This is a genomic window from Pseudosporangium ferrugineum (assembly GCF_003002065.1).
GTDB lineage: Bacteria > Actinomycetota > Actinomycetes > Mycobacteriales > Micromonosporaceae > Actinoplanes > Actinoplanes ferrugineus_A.
Genome location: NZ_PVZG01000011.1, coordinates 167,739 through 183,325, shown reverse-complemented (window position 1 = coordinate 183,325; position 15,587 = coordinate 167,739). Strand labels below are relative to the sequence as shown.

The 15,587-nt window shown below is 69.7% G+C and carries 11 protein-coding genes; 2 read left to right on the top strand and 9 right to left on the bottom strand.

The annotated features are described in order from the left end of the window. The first annotated feature begins 5 nt into the window (after positions 1-5). Positions 6-965 (top strand): D-alanine--D-alanine ligase family protein, encoded by a 960-nt coding sequence (locus CLV70_RS23365; RefSeq protein WP_106128718.1) that lies wholly within the window; start codon positions 6-8, stop codon positions 963-965. 16 nt (positions 966-981) lie between these two features. Here CLV70_RS23365 and CLV70_RS41200 read toward each other — a convergent pair whose 3' ends face one another. From CLV70_RS41200 to rpmH, 9 genes are all read right to left on the bottom strand, one after another. Beyond that, on the bottom strand, positions 982-2,037 hold the full coding sequence (locus tag CLV70_RS41200) for a prolipoprotein diacylglyceryl transferase (RefSeq protein ID WP_425440208.1): 1,056 nt from the start codon (positions 2,035-2,037) through the stop codon (positions 982-984). A 4,085-nt stretch (positions 2,038-6,122) separates the two neighbouring features. After that, entirely contained in the window at positions 6,123-7,220 is a 1,098-nt protein-coding gene (locus tag CLV70_RS23350) for a ParB/RepB/Spo0J family partition protein (RefSeq protein WP_106128717.1), read from the bottom strand. Continuing rightward, positions 7,217-8,449, bottom strand: a complete 1,233-nt coding sequence (locus tag CLV70_RS23345) for a ParA family protein (RefSeq protein WP_425440200.1) — start codon at positions 8,447-8,449, stop codon at positions 7,217-7,219. The genes CLV70_RS23350 and CLV70_RS23345 overlap by 4 nt, the downstream gene beginning before the upstream one ends. A 1,095-nt stretch (positions 8,450-9,544) precedes the next feature. After that, positions 9,545-10,297, bottom strand: a complete 753-nt coding sequence (gene rsmG, locus CLV70_RS23340; protein WP_106128715.1) for a 16S rRNA (guanine(527)-N(7))-methyltransferase RsmG — start codon at positions 10,295-10,297, stop codon at positions 9,545-9,547. Between the two features lie 234 nt (positions 10,298-10,531). Further along, entirely contained in the window at positions 10,532-11,092 is a 561-nt protein-coding gene (locus tag CLV70_RS23335) for a Jag family protein (protein WP_106128714.1), read from the bottom strand. 145 nt (positions 11,093-11,237) lie between these two features. Then, positions 11,238-12,266, bottom strand: coding sequence for a membrane protein insertase YidC (yidC, locus tag CLV70_RS23330; protein ID WP_106128713.1), 1,029 nt, complete (start codon positions 12,264-12,266; stop codon positions 11,238-11,240). A 1-nt stretch (position 12,267) separates the two neighbouring features. Next, on the bottom strand, positions 12,268-12,525 hold the full coding sequence (yidD, locus tag CLV70_RS23325) for a membrane protein insertion efficiency factor YidD (protein ID WP_106128712.1): 258 nt from the start codon (positions 12,523-12,525) through the stop codon (positions 12,268-12,270). Further along, positions 12,522-12,878, bottom strand: a complete 357-nt coding sequence (rnpA, locus tag CLV70_RS23320; protein ID WP_106128711.1) for a ribonuclease P protein component — start codon at positions 12,876-12,878, stop codon at positions 12,522-12,524. The genes yidD and rnpA overlap by 4 nt, the downstream gene beginning before the upstream one ends. Before the next feature lie 34 nt (positions 12,879-12,912). Then, a complete protein-coding gene (rpmH, locus tag CLV70_RS23315) occupies positions 12,913-13,050 on the bottom strand; it encodes a 50S ribosomal protein L34 (protein ID WP_106128710.1) in 138 nt (45 codons plus the stop codon). A gap of 601 nt (positions 13,051-13,651) precedes the next feature. On the opposite strand from rpmH, the gene dnaA reads away from it, so the two are divergent. Continuing rightward, the gene (dnaA, locus tag CLV70_RS23310; protein ID WP_106128709.1) at positions 13,652-15,484 is read left to right on the top strand and encodes a chromosomal replication initiator protein DnaA; all 1,833 of its coding nucleotides are present in this window, start codon (positions 13,652-13,654) and stop codon (positions 15,482-15,484) included. The last annotated feature ends 103 nt before the right edge of the window (positions 15,485-15,587 follow it).

The window sequence follows — 15,587 nt, the reverse complement described above, 5'->3', positions numbered from 1 at the left end:
ATCCCATGGGTACGTCCACAGAACCGCATGTCCTCGTCCTCGCCGGCGGCCTCTCGTACGAGCGCGACGTCTCCCTGCGCTCCGGCCGCCGCGTCCTGGACGCGCTACGCGGCGCGGGCCTGTCGGCGGAGCTGCGCGACGCGGACGTATCCCTGCTGCCGACGCTCCGGGAGGACCCTCCGGACGCGGTGGTGATCGCACTCCACGGGGCGACCGGCGAGGACGGCTCGCTCCGGGGAGTGCTCGATCTGTGCGAGGTCCCGTACGTCGGTTGCACGGCGGCGGCCTCCCGGCTCGCCTGGGACAAGCCGTCGGCCAAGTCGATGCTGCGCGAGAAGGCCATCCGTACGCCGGACTGGGTCGCCCTCCCGCACGACCGCTTCTCGGAGCTCGGGGCGGTGGCGGTGCTGGACCGGATCGCCGACCGCCTCGGCCTCCCGCTGATGGTGAAGCCGGCCCAGGGCGGCTCGGGCCTGGGGGCTGCCGTGGTCCGCGACCCGGCCGAACTCCCGGCGGCGATGGTGGGCTGCTTCGCGTACGACTCGACCGCGCTCGTGGAACGGTACGTCGCGGGCATGGACGTGGCGGTCTCGGTCCTGGACCTGGGGGAGGGCCCGATCGCCCTGCCGGCGGTGGAGATCGTCCCCCGCAACGGCGTGTACGACTACGCGGCCCGGTACACGGCCGGCCTGACCACCTGGCACACCCCGGCCCGCCTGTCCCCGCCGGTGGCCGAATCGGTGGCATCGACGGCCCTGGCCGCGCACGAGGCCCTGGGGCTCCGCGACCTGTCGCGGGTCGACCTGATCGTGGACGCGGACGGGGTGCCGCACGTGCTGGAGGTCAACGTCTCGCCGGGGATGACGGAGACGTCGTTGCTGCCGCTGGCGGTGCAGGCAGGCGGCCTGGACTTCGGCAAGATCCTGGCAACGCTGGTGAGCCGGGCGGCCGCTCGCCGAGGCTAGGCGGGTTGAGCGCCGGCTACTTCTCGCCGGCGGGGGCGGGTGTGGTCTCGCCGCCGGTAGGTCGATTCGCGGCCGGCGGCCCGGACCGTTCCCCGTCCGGAGCCGTCACCCCTTCCGACCGTTCCCCGTCCGGAGTCGGTGCGTGATCCGAGCGTTCCCCATCCGGAGCCGTCACCCCTTCCGACCGTTCCCCGTCCGGAGTCGGTGCGTGATCCGGCCGTTCTCTCGGCGCGGCCTCTTGGTCCGCGACTTCTTCCGCGACCGGCCCCTCGACCCCGCTGCCCTCCGCTTCCATTGACTCGGCCGCGCTCAGCTCATCCGTGCGTTGCTCGGCCTTGCCGTCTTCCGCGGCCCTCGACTCGGCCGCGCTCAGCTCATCCGTGCGTTGCTCGGCCTTGCCGTCTTCCGCGGCCCTCGACTCGGCCGCGCTCAGCTCATCCGTGGGCTGCTCGGCCTCGCCGTCTTCCGCGGCCCTCGACTCGGCCGCAGCGGACTCCACCGCACCCGGGGCATCCGGCCCCTCTCCCGCGGGGCTCTCCACGACGGCGCGTTGATCCGACGCGGCACTCGGCTCCACCGGGCTCTGCGCGTAGGCCGTCAGATCCCGGGTCTCGCCATCGTCGAACGTCCGTGCCTCGCCGTTTCCCGACGCCCCGGCCGCCCCGACCCCACCGTTCGAGACGGTGGCGCTCGGCTGGTCGCTGAAGGTCGCCGGCGACTCCCAGTGGATGTGGGGCGGCTCGGCGATCGCCCGACCGCCGAACTCCCCGAGCCAGGCGGCGACGAGCGCCAGGTTCCCGCGCCACTGCTCCTCGGGGATCACGGGGAGGATGTCGTCCCACAGCGAGAGGAAGGTGCCCCGGAGCTGAAGCCGCCCGTACGGACGCGCGAGGAACCACATGTGGAGGTGCGCCGAGCCATCACCCCACCGATTCACGTGAACCCGGGCGACGCCGTCGAGGGAACGGATGGCGCGCTCCAGGCGTACGGTCATGACCCCCAGCTCGGCCGCGAGGAGATTGGGCAGATCGCCAAGGTCGAGATGCGACCGGCATTCAAGAATCAGAACCATCGGCAACCCGGTCGGCCGGTCCATGGCCCGGACCCGCCACCGCTCACTAACCCAGATGTACGCATCATCCGGCGTGCTACAGGCGACGCAGTCAGAGGCGTCTTCCCCGCTCCTCGGAGGCTCGACCGCAACAGGAGGCGCAAGGGGCTTGACCCGCATGTCGCCCTCAAAGGGGAAGGACGGCCAGCGCGTGAAGTCGGGCAGGGAGGGGGTGTACTCAGGCACGACGCTGACCCTAGTGCAGTCGGCATGGCACTGTCCCGGGTCAATTTCCCACCGAACTCGCCACCCGGTCCTCCACCGTTCAGACACCACTCACACGTCGACGCTCATCACCGTAGGTCCTCCACCCTTCCACCCACAAAGTTATCCACAGAAGTTATCCACAGGCCGACCCGTTTCACGTGAAACGCCATGTCGCAGGCCTGCACCGCCTGTGGATTACCGCAGTGGAAACCCCACCCCACATCCACGCCGTTTCACGTGAAACGGACCCGGGCCGCGTCATCAACAGCCCTGCCCACAACATGTGGATACTCCCGCCCACCTATCCCAGCCCGACCCCCGCCCACTCCAGGCGCGACCAACCAGGACCATCCCGCCACCGCCTCACGCCCGCTCTAGACGCAACCAGGCGGGACCATCCCCCCACCGCCTCGTGCCACCAACACCGGCCACCCGCCGCGGACCCTCGTCACCGATATCGCCCCACGGCAGACTGTCCCGCGCGGAGCGCAGCGGAAGCTGCTGCGTATCTGCCTACGCGGTCAAGGCTCCGACACCGCCATCCCCGCCGGCACCGACGATCCCCGCCTGCGCAGCCGCTCCGAGCCTCGGCGCAGCGGGCTACCACCTGAAGCCCGGCGGTGGCCCACCGAGCTCTAGTGGGCGTCGCCGCCCTCAGCTCGTGCGTGGGCTCTTCCCTCGTGCGCGGGCTGCTCACAGCTCGCGCGCCGACTCCCCTCAGCTCGCGCGACTCCCCTCAGCTCGCGCGACTCCCCTCAGCTCGCGCGACTCCCCTCAGCTCGCGCGACTCCCCTCAGCTCGCGCGCGGACTCCTCTCAGGTCTCGCTCGTCGGCGCTGCCCCAATCAGCCCTATCGCGCACCCTGTATGGGCCCCTCAGGTGGGGGCTCGTTGCCCAGACTGCGGCCGAACGGGACCGGCATTCCGACGCCAGCCATTGCGGTCGGACCGCGTGTTCGCTGTGGCCTGATCGGCTTCCCTCGTGCCGACATCTCAGGAGCGGATCTCCGATAGGCACCGTCTTCGTTTCACGTGGAACACCCGGCACCCGGCACCCGGCACCCGGCACCCGGCACCCGGCACCCGGCACCCGGCACCGAGGATGGTGCGTCATGGCTATGGAGATTGTCGAGGCGCGCTCCGAAAGGACTCCGGCCTCATGAGGCCTCGCGACCGACCCGCTCTCGTTTCACGTGAAACGACCTTCTGCCATGCGGAAGTGGTCGGGCCGCTGGATTGATACCGACAGTCAAGGGTGTGACTCGGCGGTCCGACCTCCTTCAAGCCGCCGAAGCTGAAGCCCGAAATCCGAAGCAGCTGACCCCAACGCCAGACCCAGGCGCACCGCCAGACTCCTCCCATCGCCGGACTCCTCTCCGTCGCCACAGCCCTCCGCATCACCACAGCCCTCCACACCACCACAGCCCTCCACACCACCACAGCCCTCCACACCGCTAGGCCCGATTCCATAGGCTCGCCGAACCCGCCGGCCGCGCTTCACCCCACGGACCAACCGAGCAGCTCCCGCAACCCGCGTTTCACGTGAAACGCGATCAGCCACGCGAGGACTGGGCCCGGAAGAGCGCTATCGACCAGCGCCGCAGCGAGTCCTGGGACCGGGCCTGGAATATGCGGAGACGAAGGTCGCCAGTTGGTGCGGGAATGGATGCCGCTGATGGCCAAGTCGAGGGCCGATACACCTGGTGGTCGGCGCGCCCATCGACCTCCGGGGTGAGAAGTCCGGGTGGCAAACGTCGCCGGTCGGCGAACGCGATAAGGGGTCGTCGACGACGCTCGCGCCCGGCCAACGGCCGCCGCACTAAGCCGTCGAGCGCTGCGGGGGCCGCACATTGTCAGGCGAGGCCCGAGAACGTTGAGTGGCCCCGGCGAGCGATAAATGGCCCCAGCGGACGACGGAAAGCCGCCGCGGCACGGTCGAGACCGGGAACGGACGGTCGGGACCGGGAACGGACGGTCGGGACCGGGAACGGACGGTCGGGACCGGGAACGGATGCTCTGAGCTGACACAGGGTCGGCCGGCGAAAGGATCGGCCGGATGTGGCAAGCACGCAGTTGATAAGGACCGCCGCGGCGGCGTGGCACTGTTCCGGCGACGCTGGGCCGCGGGCGGATCGCGGTGCTTGTTCGGATGGTTACGACGGATGCCTCCGGCTAGCTGGCGCCGCAACGAAGGAAGGGCGCCGCTCGAACGGATCGGTGGGGCAGATCAACAGCGGTCACAGGGCGGTGCTGAGGTCGCGGAGGGTTATGCGGCTGAAGTGCCAGATGACGGCTCAATGGGGCGCACCGTGCGCGAGGTCTCGTCCTCCTGGTGGCGACCATGGCCCTGCTGCTGCGGGCAGGGGTAGGCGCGGCAGGCATCGCTGTAACGCTGGTGCGGCTGGCGACGGGGCGCCGCGCCCTGCTTCAGCGCTCACGCCTCGGCACTCGCCTGAATGACTTGCGGGGCGCGGTCGGCTTGGGATGATCGGCGCTCAGCGAGCGGGCCCCGTTTCACGTGAAACGAGCGCTGGCTGGTGATTCAAGCGCGCGACCGGGCTTGGGTCTTCGAGCAGCGAGAAGAGGCGGCGGCGAGGTGCCGGGAAAGAGATCACGTACCGACTGACGGAGATCGCAGCTTGCTGGCGCGGCGACGTCGTCGGATCCGTGGGAACGGCTGGGGAGTTGCCCGACGGTCCGGGGGGCCGGGGAAGAGCCGAGTTGGTGTGCCCCGCGGCGGGGGGATCGCGTGCGGCTCTGCATTGCCCAGGACTCCTGCGCTCGACATGAGTCAAACGGAAGTGCGGACCGCCAATCCAGGAGCTTCTGGGTCGGTGGCCAGGGTGTGCTGGCACTCGCGCCAGCGGGCGAGTTCTCCGTCGCGGGTAACGCGGTTCGAGCCGGCACACCACCGCCCGATCTCGATCTACCGATCGGATGGAGTTCCGGTTGCCATTGGCAACCGGTCCGGAGGTGCACGCCGCGGTCCAGCACCCTGGGGCAGCATGGGGAACGGTAGGTGGACTCCGCTGCTCCGGCCGGGTGTAAGGGGACCGCCAGCCGACAACCAGCATCACGGCCGCTTGCACCACGCGGTCATGAGCGACGTGTCATCGGCGCTGCGCTCGTTGAAGAGTTCCTCGAGTCGCGAGCCGAATGGCATGACAACGACAGGGAGCTCACGTGCCTTGCCGAAGGCCGAGACCTTCATGAGGTAACGGGAGCGGCCATCCCCGCCATGAGCGTTCAATTGCATGCTGGTTCCGGCACAGGTCGTGGCGGAAGGGCTCTGCACTGACGGCGCTGATCGCAACCCGGAAGCAGGCCAAAATGCGATTCGATCTCGCGTTTTCGAGTTGCTCGATCAACGCTTCGTGTCTGGTGGGTCAAATCAGCCCAATTAGGGCGTCGGATTTGCCGGGGATCAAGAAATCTGAGGGCGGCGAAATCCCAGGAGAATCGTTCTGACAGAACCGGATTCGGCCCCAACGGAAGGAGTCTGTCTTGATCGACTGAGGGGACGAGCCCACACAAGCAGGTGATCCGAAGCGGTCAGGGTTCGGACATGAAGAAGGCACGTGATCCGCGAGTCTCACGTGCCTGTCTGTCAATCGATCATTGCCGCCGGCTCAGCGGCCTTCCAGTCGGCCAAGAGCCGAGAGCGTCTCCTGTCGTCGGCAAGAACCGAGAGCTTCTCCTGTCGTCGGCACGACCCACGAGCTTCCTGTCGGCACAAGACACGAGCTTTGTCTGCCACCAGCCACGAGCCGAGAGGAGTGAGTCTCGACTCGTGCGGTGAGCCGGAGGACGGTCAGCAAGATAAAACCAACCGGACCACGCTCAGTCCGAGGAGGCGGCGCCCTCGTCTTCTACGCCGATCATGCCGACGATTCGTTCGAGGTCGTCGACCGTGGCGAACTCGATCGTGATCTTGCCCTTGTTCCGGCCGATGTCGACTTTCACGCGGGTGTCGAAGCGATCCGAGAGGCGGTCGGCCAGATCGTTCAGGGCCGGTGCGTGCACCTTGGGGCGGCGGGCCGGGGCCGACTTCTTCGACGGGCCGTCGGCGACGGCGAGCGATACGAGCTCTTCTGTGGCGCGTACCGAAAGACCCTCGGCCACGATTCGTAGCGCGAGTTGCTCTTGGGCGTCGCTGTCCTCCAGGCCGAGCAGGGCGCGCGCGTGGCCGGCCGAGAGCACCCCCGCCGCGACGCGGCGCTGGACCGGTGCGGGGAGGTTGAGGAGCCTTATGGTGTTCGAGATCTGGGGGCGGCTGCGGCCGATCCGACGCGCGAGTTCCTCGTGTGTGGCGCCGAACTCCTCCAGCAGTTGCTGGTAGGCGGCCGCCTCTTCGAGAGGGTTGAGGTTGGCGCGGTGGATGTTCTCGAGGAGGGCGTCGCGGAGCATGGCATCGTCGCGGGTTTCGCGGACGATTGCCGGGATGGATTCCTTGCCGACCGCCTGGGCCGCGCGCCAACGGCGCTCGCCCATGACCAGTTCGTACTTGCCGTCGCCGAGGTCTCGGACGACGATCGGCTGCAGGAAGCCGACCTCCTGGATCGAGGTCTTGAGCTCCTCGAGCGCTTCCTCGTCGAAGACGTGCCGCGGTTGCTTCGGGTTCGGGACGATCGCCGTGACGGGCAGCTCGGCGAAGCGGGCGCCCGGGACCGGAGCGAGACCCTGCTCGGCCGGGTCAGGCGCGGCGACCGGCGGGACCGGTGCCGACTCGGTCGGTGCAGAGGAAGGAGCCGAGGAAGGAGCCGCGGGAGGTGTCGACGGCTCGGCCGGGGACGAGCTGGCCGGCGCGGACGGCTGCGCCGGGGCGGGTGCGGTCGCCGGCGGGGGATCCTCGGTGACCACCGCGGCGCCGGCCGGCGGTGCCGTGGGGATCAAGGCCCCCAGGCCGCGGCCGAGGCCACCTCGTGGACGGTTCTTCATGCCGTGCCTCCCGTGTTGACCCCGCGCATAGCGATCTCCAGAGCCGCCTCGAAGTAGCTCGTGGCGCCCCGCGAACCCGGATCGTAGGTCATCACGGACTGGCCGTAGCTCGGAGCCTCCGACACCCGTACGTTGCGGGGGATGACCGCCTCCAGCACCTTGTCGCCGAAGTGGTTGCGAACGTCCTGCTCGACCGCGTCCGCGAGGCGCGTACGGCGGTCGTACATGGTCAGCAGGATCGTGGAGACGTCCAGCGTGGGGTTCAGGTGCTGGCGTACCAGATTGATGTTGTTGATCAGTTGGTTCAGGCCTTCAAGCGCGTAGTACTCGCACTGGATGGGGATCAGCACCTCCTGCGCCGCACAGAGGGCGTTGACCGTCAGGAGGCCGAGCGACGGCGGGCAGTCGATGAAGACGTAGTCGAACTTCTCCGGGTGCGCGGTGATCGCGCGGGCGAGCCGCGACTCCCGCGCGACGACGGAGACCAGCTCGATCTCCGCGCCGGCCAGGTCGATCGTTGCCGGTACGCAGAAGAGGTTCGGAATCCCCTCCACCGGCTGCGCGACCTCGGCAAGTGGCACGTTGTCGATGAGGCAGTCGTAGACGTCGGGCACGCCGGCGTGGTGCGGCACGTTGAGCCCGGTGGACGCGTTCCCCTGGGGGTCCAGGTCGACCACGAGAACGCGGTTGCCGTGCAGCGCGAGAGCGACAGCCAGGTTCACGGTCGTGGTCGTCTTGCCCACGCCGCCCTTCTGGTTCGCCACGCACAGGACCCGCGGATGATCGGGCCGGGGCATCGAGATCTCGCCGCTCGGGTTGAGGATCTGCACAGCTCGCAACGCTTCCATGGCCAAGGGTGGATCATCCTCATCCCGGTTCGGCGTTTCACGTGAAACATGTTCGGCCCCGCCATTGACCGACGGCCCGGGCGCACCGGCGCCGGAAACCCCCGTAGCCGAGCCGGCAGCTCCATCGGCCGACGCCGTGGCCCCGCGGGCGGTACCGCCGGGCGAGCTGGCGGCCTCGAGCGAAGGAGACTCGGCCCCGAGCGAAGGAGTCGCCGGTGAGGGAGACCCCACGCCGGGCGATCCGGAAGCCAATGACGCACCAGTCGGCGGCCCCGAGACGGCGGCGGCCGGGGGAGCGGACACCGAGGGCACCGCCACCGTGGGCGCAGAGAAGGGAGGCGCCGAGGTCGGCCGGGCCGCGTATTCCCCGCCGGGCTGCATGCTCGGACCAGACGACGGTACGGGCGCAGAGCCCGACACCGGCGCCGCGGGCGGGCCTGTTCGAGGCGCCGGGGCCGGTCTACGAGAATCGGTCAGCGGGGAGTCCGGCGTGCTCACCGGGGTGCCGTACACCTGCCCGCCGTTGCCGGCGCGAGGCTGTGGGACGCCCTGGTCGCCGCTGTTGAAGCTGACACTCAAGCTCACACTCCGGTCGGACCCGGCCTCGGGATCGGTTTCACGTGAAACACCATCCCAGCCGGGGTCGCCGTCCGGGCCCCTGCCATACTCATGCACCGTTTTATCCCTGCCTGGTTGGATTGAGTCGGCACCGCGAGCGTGCGGTCCGGCAGGAAACGGCGGCGCGGTCGCGCCTGCCGTCCGGTCCACACTATCGACGCGCGGCCAGCCTACGGCCGTCGGGCGAGCGTTGCCACGGTTGTCCGCCTGTTGAGTCCAGACCGACAGGATCGGAGACGTCTCGAAGACCATGAATCCGGGCAGGAGCCGCAGCTTGCCGCCGTAGGTCCGAACGGAATCGGGCCAGCCGAGTCCGGAAGCCGACCGCCGAGGCGAACCCCTGACGACCGCGTAAGCGGGGACCTCCGGCTCGTCAGCCCGCTCGGGGATCGACCTCGGTTCCTCGGGGCGGCGCTCAACCGCGGCATGGTCGGAAGCGGCCAGCGCAACGCCCCTAGCGACCAGCGAAGCGGCAGAACCAAAGACCGAACCAGCAGAGCCCGGACCAGTCATGGCGCGATCAGCCAAGGGAGGACCGGCGGAGGCGGGACCAGGAGTGATGGGACCAGCCGAGAGGGACCGAGTAGGGGCGGGACCGGCCGAGATGGGACCAGTCGAGGCGGGCCGGGCAGGGGCGGGACCAGCCGAGGCGGAACCGGGCGTGCCAGGGGCGGGAGCCGGACCCGAACCGGCAGCGACGCCGGTCCCTGCCCTTCCGACACCGCCGGATTCCCCGACGCTCACCGGGGCAGGCACACCCGCCGACACCGAAATCCCGGACCGCGGCGAGGCGGGGGATGGCCCGGGCGCGGGTCGTGGCTGTTTCCCCGTACGTTTCCGCGCGCCCCGCCTGGCCATCTATCTCCTCCGCGATCTCCTCTTGCCGGAGCCGCGTCCGCCGGCGTCGTCGGCAGAGCGGCCCGGGGTGGCCGCCCGCTTGGACGGCCTCGGCCGTGGTGCCACGACGTCGCGTTCCCGCACGATCTCCACCACCGTGGACGGCGGGTCGATCAGACCGATCCCGCAGAGCCGGACGACCGGCTCGCCGCCGCCGAGACGGTCGACTGCCCCGCGGTGCTCCGCCACCTCCTCGTCGGCCGTGGCACCCTTGAGGGCCAGGAGCCGGCCGCCGACGGCGGCGAGGGGCAGGCACCAACCGGCCAGCCGGTCCAGCGGCGCCACGGCGCGGGCGGTGACGACATCGGCGAGGGCGGGGGGTCCACCGGCGAGGTCTTCCGCTCGCCCCCGGACGACTGTGACCGTCGCGTCGAGGCCGAGCGCTGTCACCGCTTCGGACAGGAAAGCGGTACGTCGTGCCAGCGGCTCGACCAGGGTGATCGTGAGATCAGGCCGGGCCACTGCCAGCACGATACCGGGCAAACCGGCACCAGACCCCACGTCAATCACCGAAGCACCTATAGGGATCATCTCGGACATAACGCCACAGTTGATGAGGTGGCGTTCCCAGAGTCGCGGCGCCTCCCGGGGACCGATCAATCCGCGTACGACGCCGTCCGTGGCCAGCAGGGAGGCATACCGGCCGGCCAGAGCGAGGCGCTCACCGAAGACGGACTCCGCGGCGGCCCGATGCTCGACCGGCGGCTCCAGCAACTCAGCCCCCGCGGAGACGGACGCCGACGCAGGCTCGGACGCGGAGGCCGAAGGCGAGCCAGAAGGAGGGGCAGAAAAAGAGGAAGAAGGGGAGGGGCCACCGGAAGCAGAGAGCCCGGCGGAAGCGGGCGGCGGAGAGGAGGCGGCAGACGGGGAAGACGAAGACGGCCCGGGCACCACAGCACCCGAGCCGCCGTCTCCCACGCCGAAGCGGGGTTCAGTCATGTCGCGCGATCAGTCCGCCGGCCGCACGATGATGCGACGGTTGGGCTCCACGCCCTCGGACTCGCTCTCCACGCCCTGGATCGCGTTGACCACGTCGTGCACGCACTTGCGCTCGAAGGCCGACATCGGCTCCAGGCGTACGGCGTCGCCGTGCTCCTTGACCTTCTCCACCGCGTTGCGGGCGACCGCGGTCAGTTCCTTGCGGCGGGTCGCGCGGTAGCCGCCGATGTCGAGCAGCAGGCGGCTCGGGGAGCCGGTCGCCCGGAAGATCGCCAGGCGGGTCAGCTCCTGCAGCGCCTCCAGCGTGGCGCCGCGCTGGCCGACGAGCGGCTGCAGCCGGCCGCCGACGACCTCGACCATCGGCCGGCCCGCCGACACGAGCTCGTCGATGTCGCCGTCGTAGTCGAGGATGTCGAGCAGTCCCTCGATGTAGTCGGCGGCGATCTCGCTCTGCCGGAACAGGTCGGAGTCGGAGGTCACGCTCTCCGACTTCTTGGTCTCCTCCGTGCCGGTCGACTCCGCGGTGGCGGCGGCCGTCTCCTCGGTGCTGGGAGTGCTGGTGTCGGTCACGGTCTCATCTCCGTACTCTCGGGCCGGACCTGCTCGGTCCGCTGTTTCCCGTGCCGGCGTCGTCCATCGCCGGCTCGGGGAGGTCTTTGTCGCCGCCCACCCGGGGGCCGCGCGCGGCCCGGGCGAGGCCCGGGCCGCTGCTGCGTCATCCCTTGGGTTTGTTGGCCGGCCTGGTTCCCTTCTTCGGGTTCACCGGCTTGGCGCCCGGCTTCGGGGCGAGCGCCTTGGTGTCGACCACCGGCGTCTGCGGCTCGGGCTCGGCCTGCTTGCGGCCGAACAGGCCACGACCGGCGGGCTGCACGGGGTTCTTCGTGGTGCCCTTCGCGGCGGTCGCGCCGTTGGCCGAGCGGGCCGGCGTGGTGCCCGGCTTCCCGGCGACCTGCGGCGGCGGGAACTTGCGGAGCACCCACTGCTGCTGGGCCAGGCTGAAGAGGTTGTTCGTGACCCAGTAGATGACCACACCGATCGGGAACAGGGCGCCGGAGACGAGCAACGACAGCGGGATGCCGTAGAGCATCAACCGCTGGATCATCTTCTGCTGCGGGTCTTCGGCCCAGCCGGTCTTGAGGATCATCTGGCGGCTGGTCAGGTACGTGGTGGCCATCATGGTGAGGACCAGCACCGCGGCAATGATCTTCACGGTGACGCCGCTGTTCGCGCCCAGCTGGGTCAGCTCGGTGGCGGATGAGCCGAACTTCGCGGGCAGCGGGGCGGTGAAGAGCGCCGAGTGGGTCGCGTCACGGAACTGGTCGGCGGTCCAGCCGTACAGATTGGGCTGGGGGTTGTCGGGGTTCAGCCGGCGCAGAACGTGGAACAGGCCCAGGAAGACCGGGATCTGCAGGAACATCGGGAGGCAGCCCATCAGGGGGTTGGCCTTCTCGACGCGGTACAGCTCCATCATTTCCTTCTGGAGCGTCTCCCGGTCGCCCTTGTGCTTCTCCTGCAGCTCCTTGACCTTGGGCTGCAGCGCCTGCATCGCCCGCTGGGACTTGATCTGCTTGACGAAGACGGGGAACAGGATGACGCGCAGCGTCACCACCAGGAAGACGATCGAGAGGATCCAGGACCAGTTGGTGCCGAGCACCCGGCCGTCGGGGATGCCGATGGTGTCCCACAGGGCATGCCAGCGCAGGAGGATCCACGAAATGGCGTAGTAGATCCAGTCGAGACTCAATTCATGCTCCAGTCACATCGGCAGGACGGTGACGGATCGGATCGGGCACCGGGTCGAACCCGCCAGGGTGGAAAGGGTGGCAGCGCAGCAGCCGCCAGATCGCCAAGCCGGTCCCGTGGAACGCGCCGTGCTTCGCGAGCGCCTCCTGGGCGTACGCGCTGCACGAGGGGTAGAACCGACAGCGGGCCGGCAGAGCCGGGCTCACATAACGACGGTACGCGACGATCGGCGCGGTCAGCAGCCGGGCAACGGGTGTCATCGCCGCCTCCGGGGTGCGCGGGCGGCGGCGAGGGCCGCGTCGAGGTCGGTGCCGAGGGTCTCGAAGGACGCGGCGGCGGCCGCCGGCAGCGCGCGGACGACCAGTGAGGTGCCGGGCGGCAGCGAACTCAGCCGGGGGCGTACCAGGTGGCGGAGCCGGCGGCGGACCTTGTTGCGGACCACCGCGTTGCCCACGGCCTTGGACACGACAAAGCCGGCGCGCGCCTCGGGGGCTTGCGCCGGCTCATCGACAAGCAGGTGTACGACAACGGTGCCACGGCCGGCTCGGCGGCCACCGCGAACCGCTGCGGCGAAGTCGGAGCTACGCCGCAGTCGCTGCGCAGCGGCCAGCACGACTACCTGGCATCCGACCCGGCCCGCGGTCGGCTCAGGCCGACAGCTTGCCGCGGCCCTTGGTGCGGCGGGAGGAGAGGATGGCGCGGCCGGCGCGGGTGCGCATGCGCAGCCGGAAACCGTGGGTCTTGGCGCGCCGGCGGTTGTTCGGCTGGTAGGTGCGCTTGCTCACGTCAGAACTCCGTCTTCAACTACGTCCAGGGGGCATCAAGCTGCAAGACGCCACTTTAGCAGAGCGCGGCGGAGCAACCGCTCGACCCTACGCAGCACCCCCGGGGTGGTCAACTATCCGCCTGGCGGCGCGCCGTGAGGTAGCGTCCGTCACCCACGCGTCCGTCACTCACGCCGGTCTACGCGCGTACGGAATGAATCTTTTCGTGCCACGTCTGCTCCGGGGTGGGGACCGGCGGTTGATGCGGACGCTGCCGCGCTGTTAGCGTGCCCGTTTGCTGGTCTTCAGCGCTGTTCGCAGACCGCCCTCGCCGGGACCCGGGTAGGAACCGACGAGGCGGTGAATCGTTCGGCACGGTGAGCCTGTTTTCCCGCGCCAGCACAGGCTCCGGGAAGTCTGCCGACCATCCGGCCGGGGAGCGACCGCCGACGAATGCACAGGTTGTGGATAACCTGTGGACAGCCGGTGGCGCCGTGCATGTTCAGCACGTTGAATGTGCTGGGTTGGGGGGAGCCGGTCCGTCGCCCGTACGGGTGACGGCGGGCAAGGGCGGAAGCCGGACAAGGGCACCGGGATTCCGGGGCGATGGGGGTGCGCGGCGGTGGCCGATACGGTCGACCTTGGCGGGGTGTGGGCTGCGGCTACGGACGAACTGGCGGACGAGATCGCGTCCGCACAGCAGCGTGCGTACCTTCGGCTGACCCGCCTGCGCGCCATCGTGGAGGACACCGCGCTGCTCTCCGTGCCGGACACGTACACGCGGGACGTGATCGAGTCGCGGCTGCGGCTGGCGATCACCGAGGCGCTGTCCCGCAGGCTCGGCCGGCCCATACAGGTCGCGGTGACCGTGCGGCCGCCCGAGGACGGTTCGGGACGTCCCGGCACCGTCTACGGCAACCCGCCGCCGGAGCCGTCCAGCCAGCCGCCCGCGCACTACGCGGACGCGCCGCCGCCGGCGTACCCGGATCGTTATCCACAGCCCGCCGCGTACCCGGAGCCTTACGAGCCGGACGACGCACCGACCGGGTCGGCGCAGGCGCCCTTCCAGCGCAACGTTCCCGCCGCGCGCGACAGTCAGGACGCGTTGTTCGCGCCGCCGCTGCCGATGGGCCAGCCCGAGCCGGCCAAATCCTCCGTGGCGGAGGAAAAGAAGTCCAAGCCCGAGCCGCCGCGCCAGATGCCGCACTTCCCGGAGAGCCCGAACGAGGCCGGCGGTCACCGCATGGCGACCGAGCCGGCCCAGCTCCGCGAGAACCAGCGCCGCCCCGACGACCGTCCGGCGCTGATCGGCCAGGACCGCCGCGACGACACCCTGCAGATGCGCCACGGCGGGGACAACGGCCCGGGCCGCACCCCGCTCGACATGCGCGGCGCCCAGCCCGGCGCCCGCCCCGGCGGCAACGACGGCAACCGCCTCAATCCGAAGTACATGTTCGAGACCTTCGTCATCGGCTCGTCGAACCGCTTCGCGCACGCGGCCTCCGTGGCGGTCGCGGAATCGCCGGCGAAGGCGTACAACCCACTCTTCATCTACGGCAGCTCGGGGCTCGGCAAAACGCACCTGCTGCACGCGATCGGCCATTACGCGACCACCCTCGGCCACGCGCGCAGCGTGCGTTACGTCTCCACCGAGGAGTTCACGAACGACTTCATCAACAGCCTGCGCGACGACAAGACGCAGGCCTTCCAGCGCCGTTACCGCGACGTCGACATCCTGCTGATCGACGACATCCAGTTCCTCGAGAACCGCGAACGGACGCAGGAGGAGTTCTTCCACACGTTCAACACGCTGCACAACGCGAACAAGCAGATCGTGATCAGTTCGGACCGTTCCCCACGCCAGCTGGCCACGCTCGAGGACCGCATGCGCACCCGATTCGAATGGGGCCTGCTCGCCGACATCCAGCCGCCCGACCTCGAGACGCGCATCGCGATCCTGCAGAAAAAGGCAGCTCAGGAACGCATGTACGCCCCCGACGACGTCCTCGAATTCATCGCGAGCCGGGTCTCCAACTCCATCCGCGAACTCGAGGGCGCGCTCATCCGGGTAACCGCCTTCGCCAGCCTCACCCGCAGCTCGGTGCAGCTCTCGCTGGCCGAGGAGGTGCTGCGCGACTTCATGCCCGACGGCGCCGGCCCGGAAATCACCGCCGACCAGATCATGGTCTCCACCGCGGACTACTTCGGCGTCAGCCTCGAGGACCTCCGCGGCCATTCCCGCTCCCGCGTCCTGGTCAACGCCCGCCAGGTCGCGATGTATCTCTGCCGCGAATTGACCGACCTCTCACTGCCCCGCATCGGCCAGGCATTCGGCGGCCGCGACCACACCACGGTCATGCACGCCGACCGCAAGATCCGCCAGCACATGGCCGAGCGCCGCTCGCTCTACAACCAGATCGCCGAACTGACCAACCGCATCAAACAGAACACCTGATTCAGGTACGGCCGCACCCCGGCCCTACCGCACCGCAGTGGCCGGCGACCTCACGCACCCGGGCCGTAACCACTCCGGGCCGTAGATCGGCGCCGGGCTCAGT

Coding starts and splice junctions, on each gene's coding strand:
- CLV70_RS41200 (WP_425440208.1), bottom strand. CDS start 2,037: ATGGTTCTGATTCTTGAATGCCGGTCGCATCTCGACCTTGGCGATCTG.
- CLV70_RS23350 (WP_106128717.1), bottom strand. CDS start 7,220: ATGAAGAACCGTCCACGAGGTGGCCTCGGCCGCGGCCTGGGGGCCTTG.
- CLV70_RS23365 (WP_106128718.1), top strand. CDS start 6: ATGGGTACGTCCACAGAACCGCATGTCCTCGTCCTCGCCGGCGGCCTC.
- CLV70_RS23345 (WP_425440200.1), bottom strand. CDS start 8,449: ATGCAGCCCGGCGGGGAATACGCGGCCCGGCCGACCTCGGCGCCTCCC.
- yidD (WP_106128712.1), bottom strand. CDS start 12,525: ATGACACCCGTTGCCCGGCTGCTGACCGCGCCGATCGTCGCGTACCGT.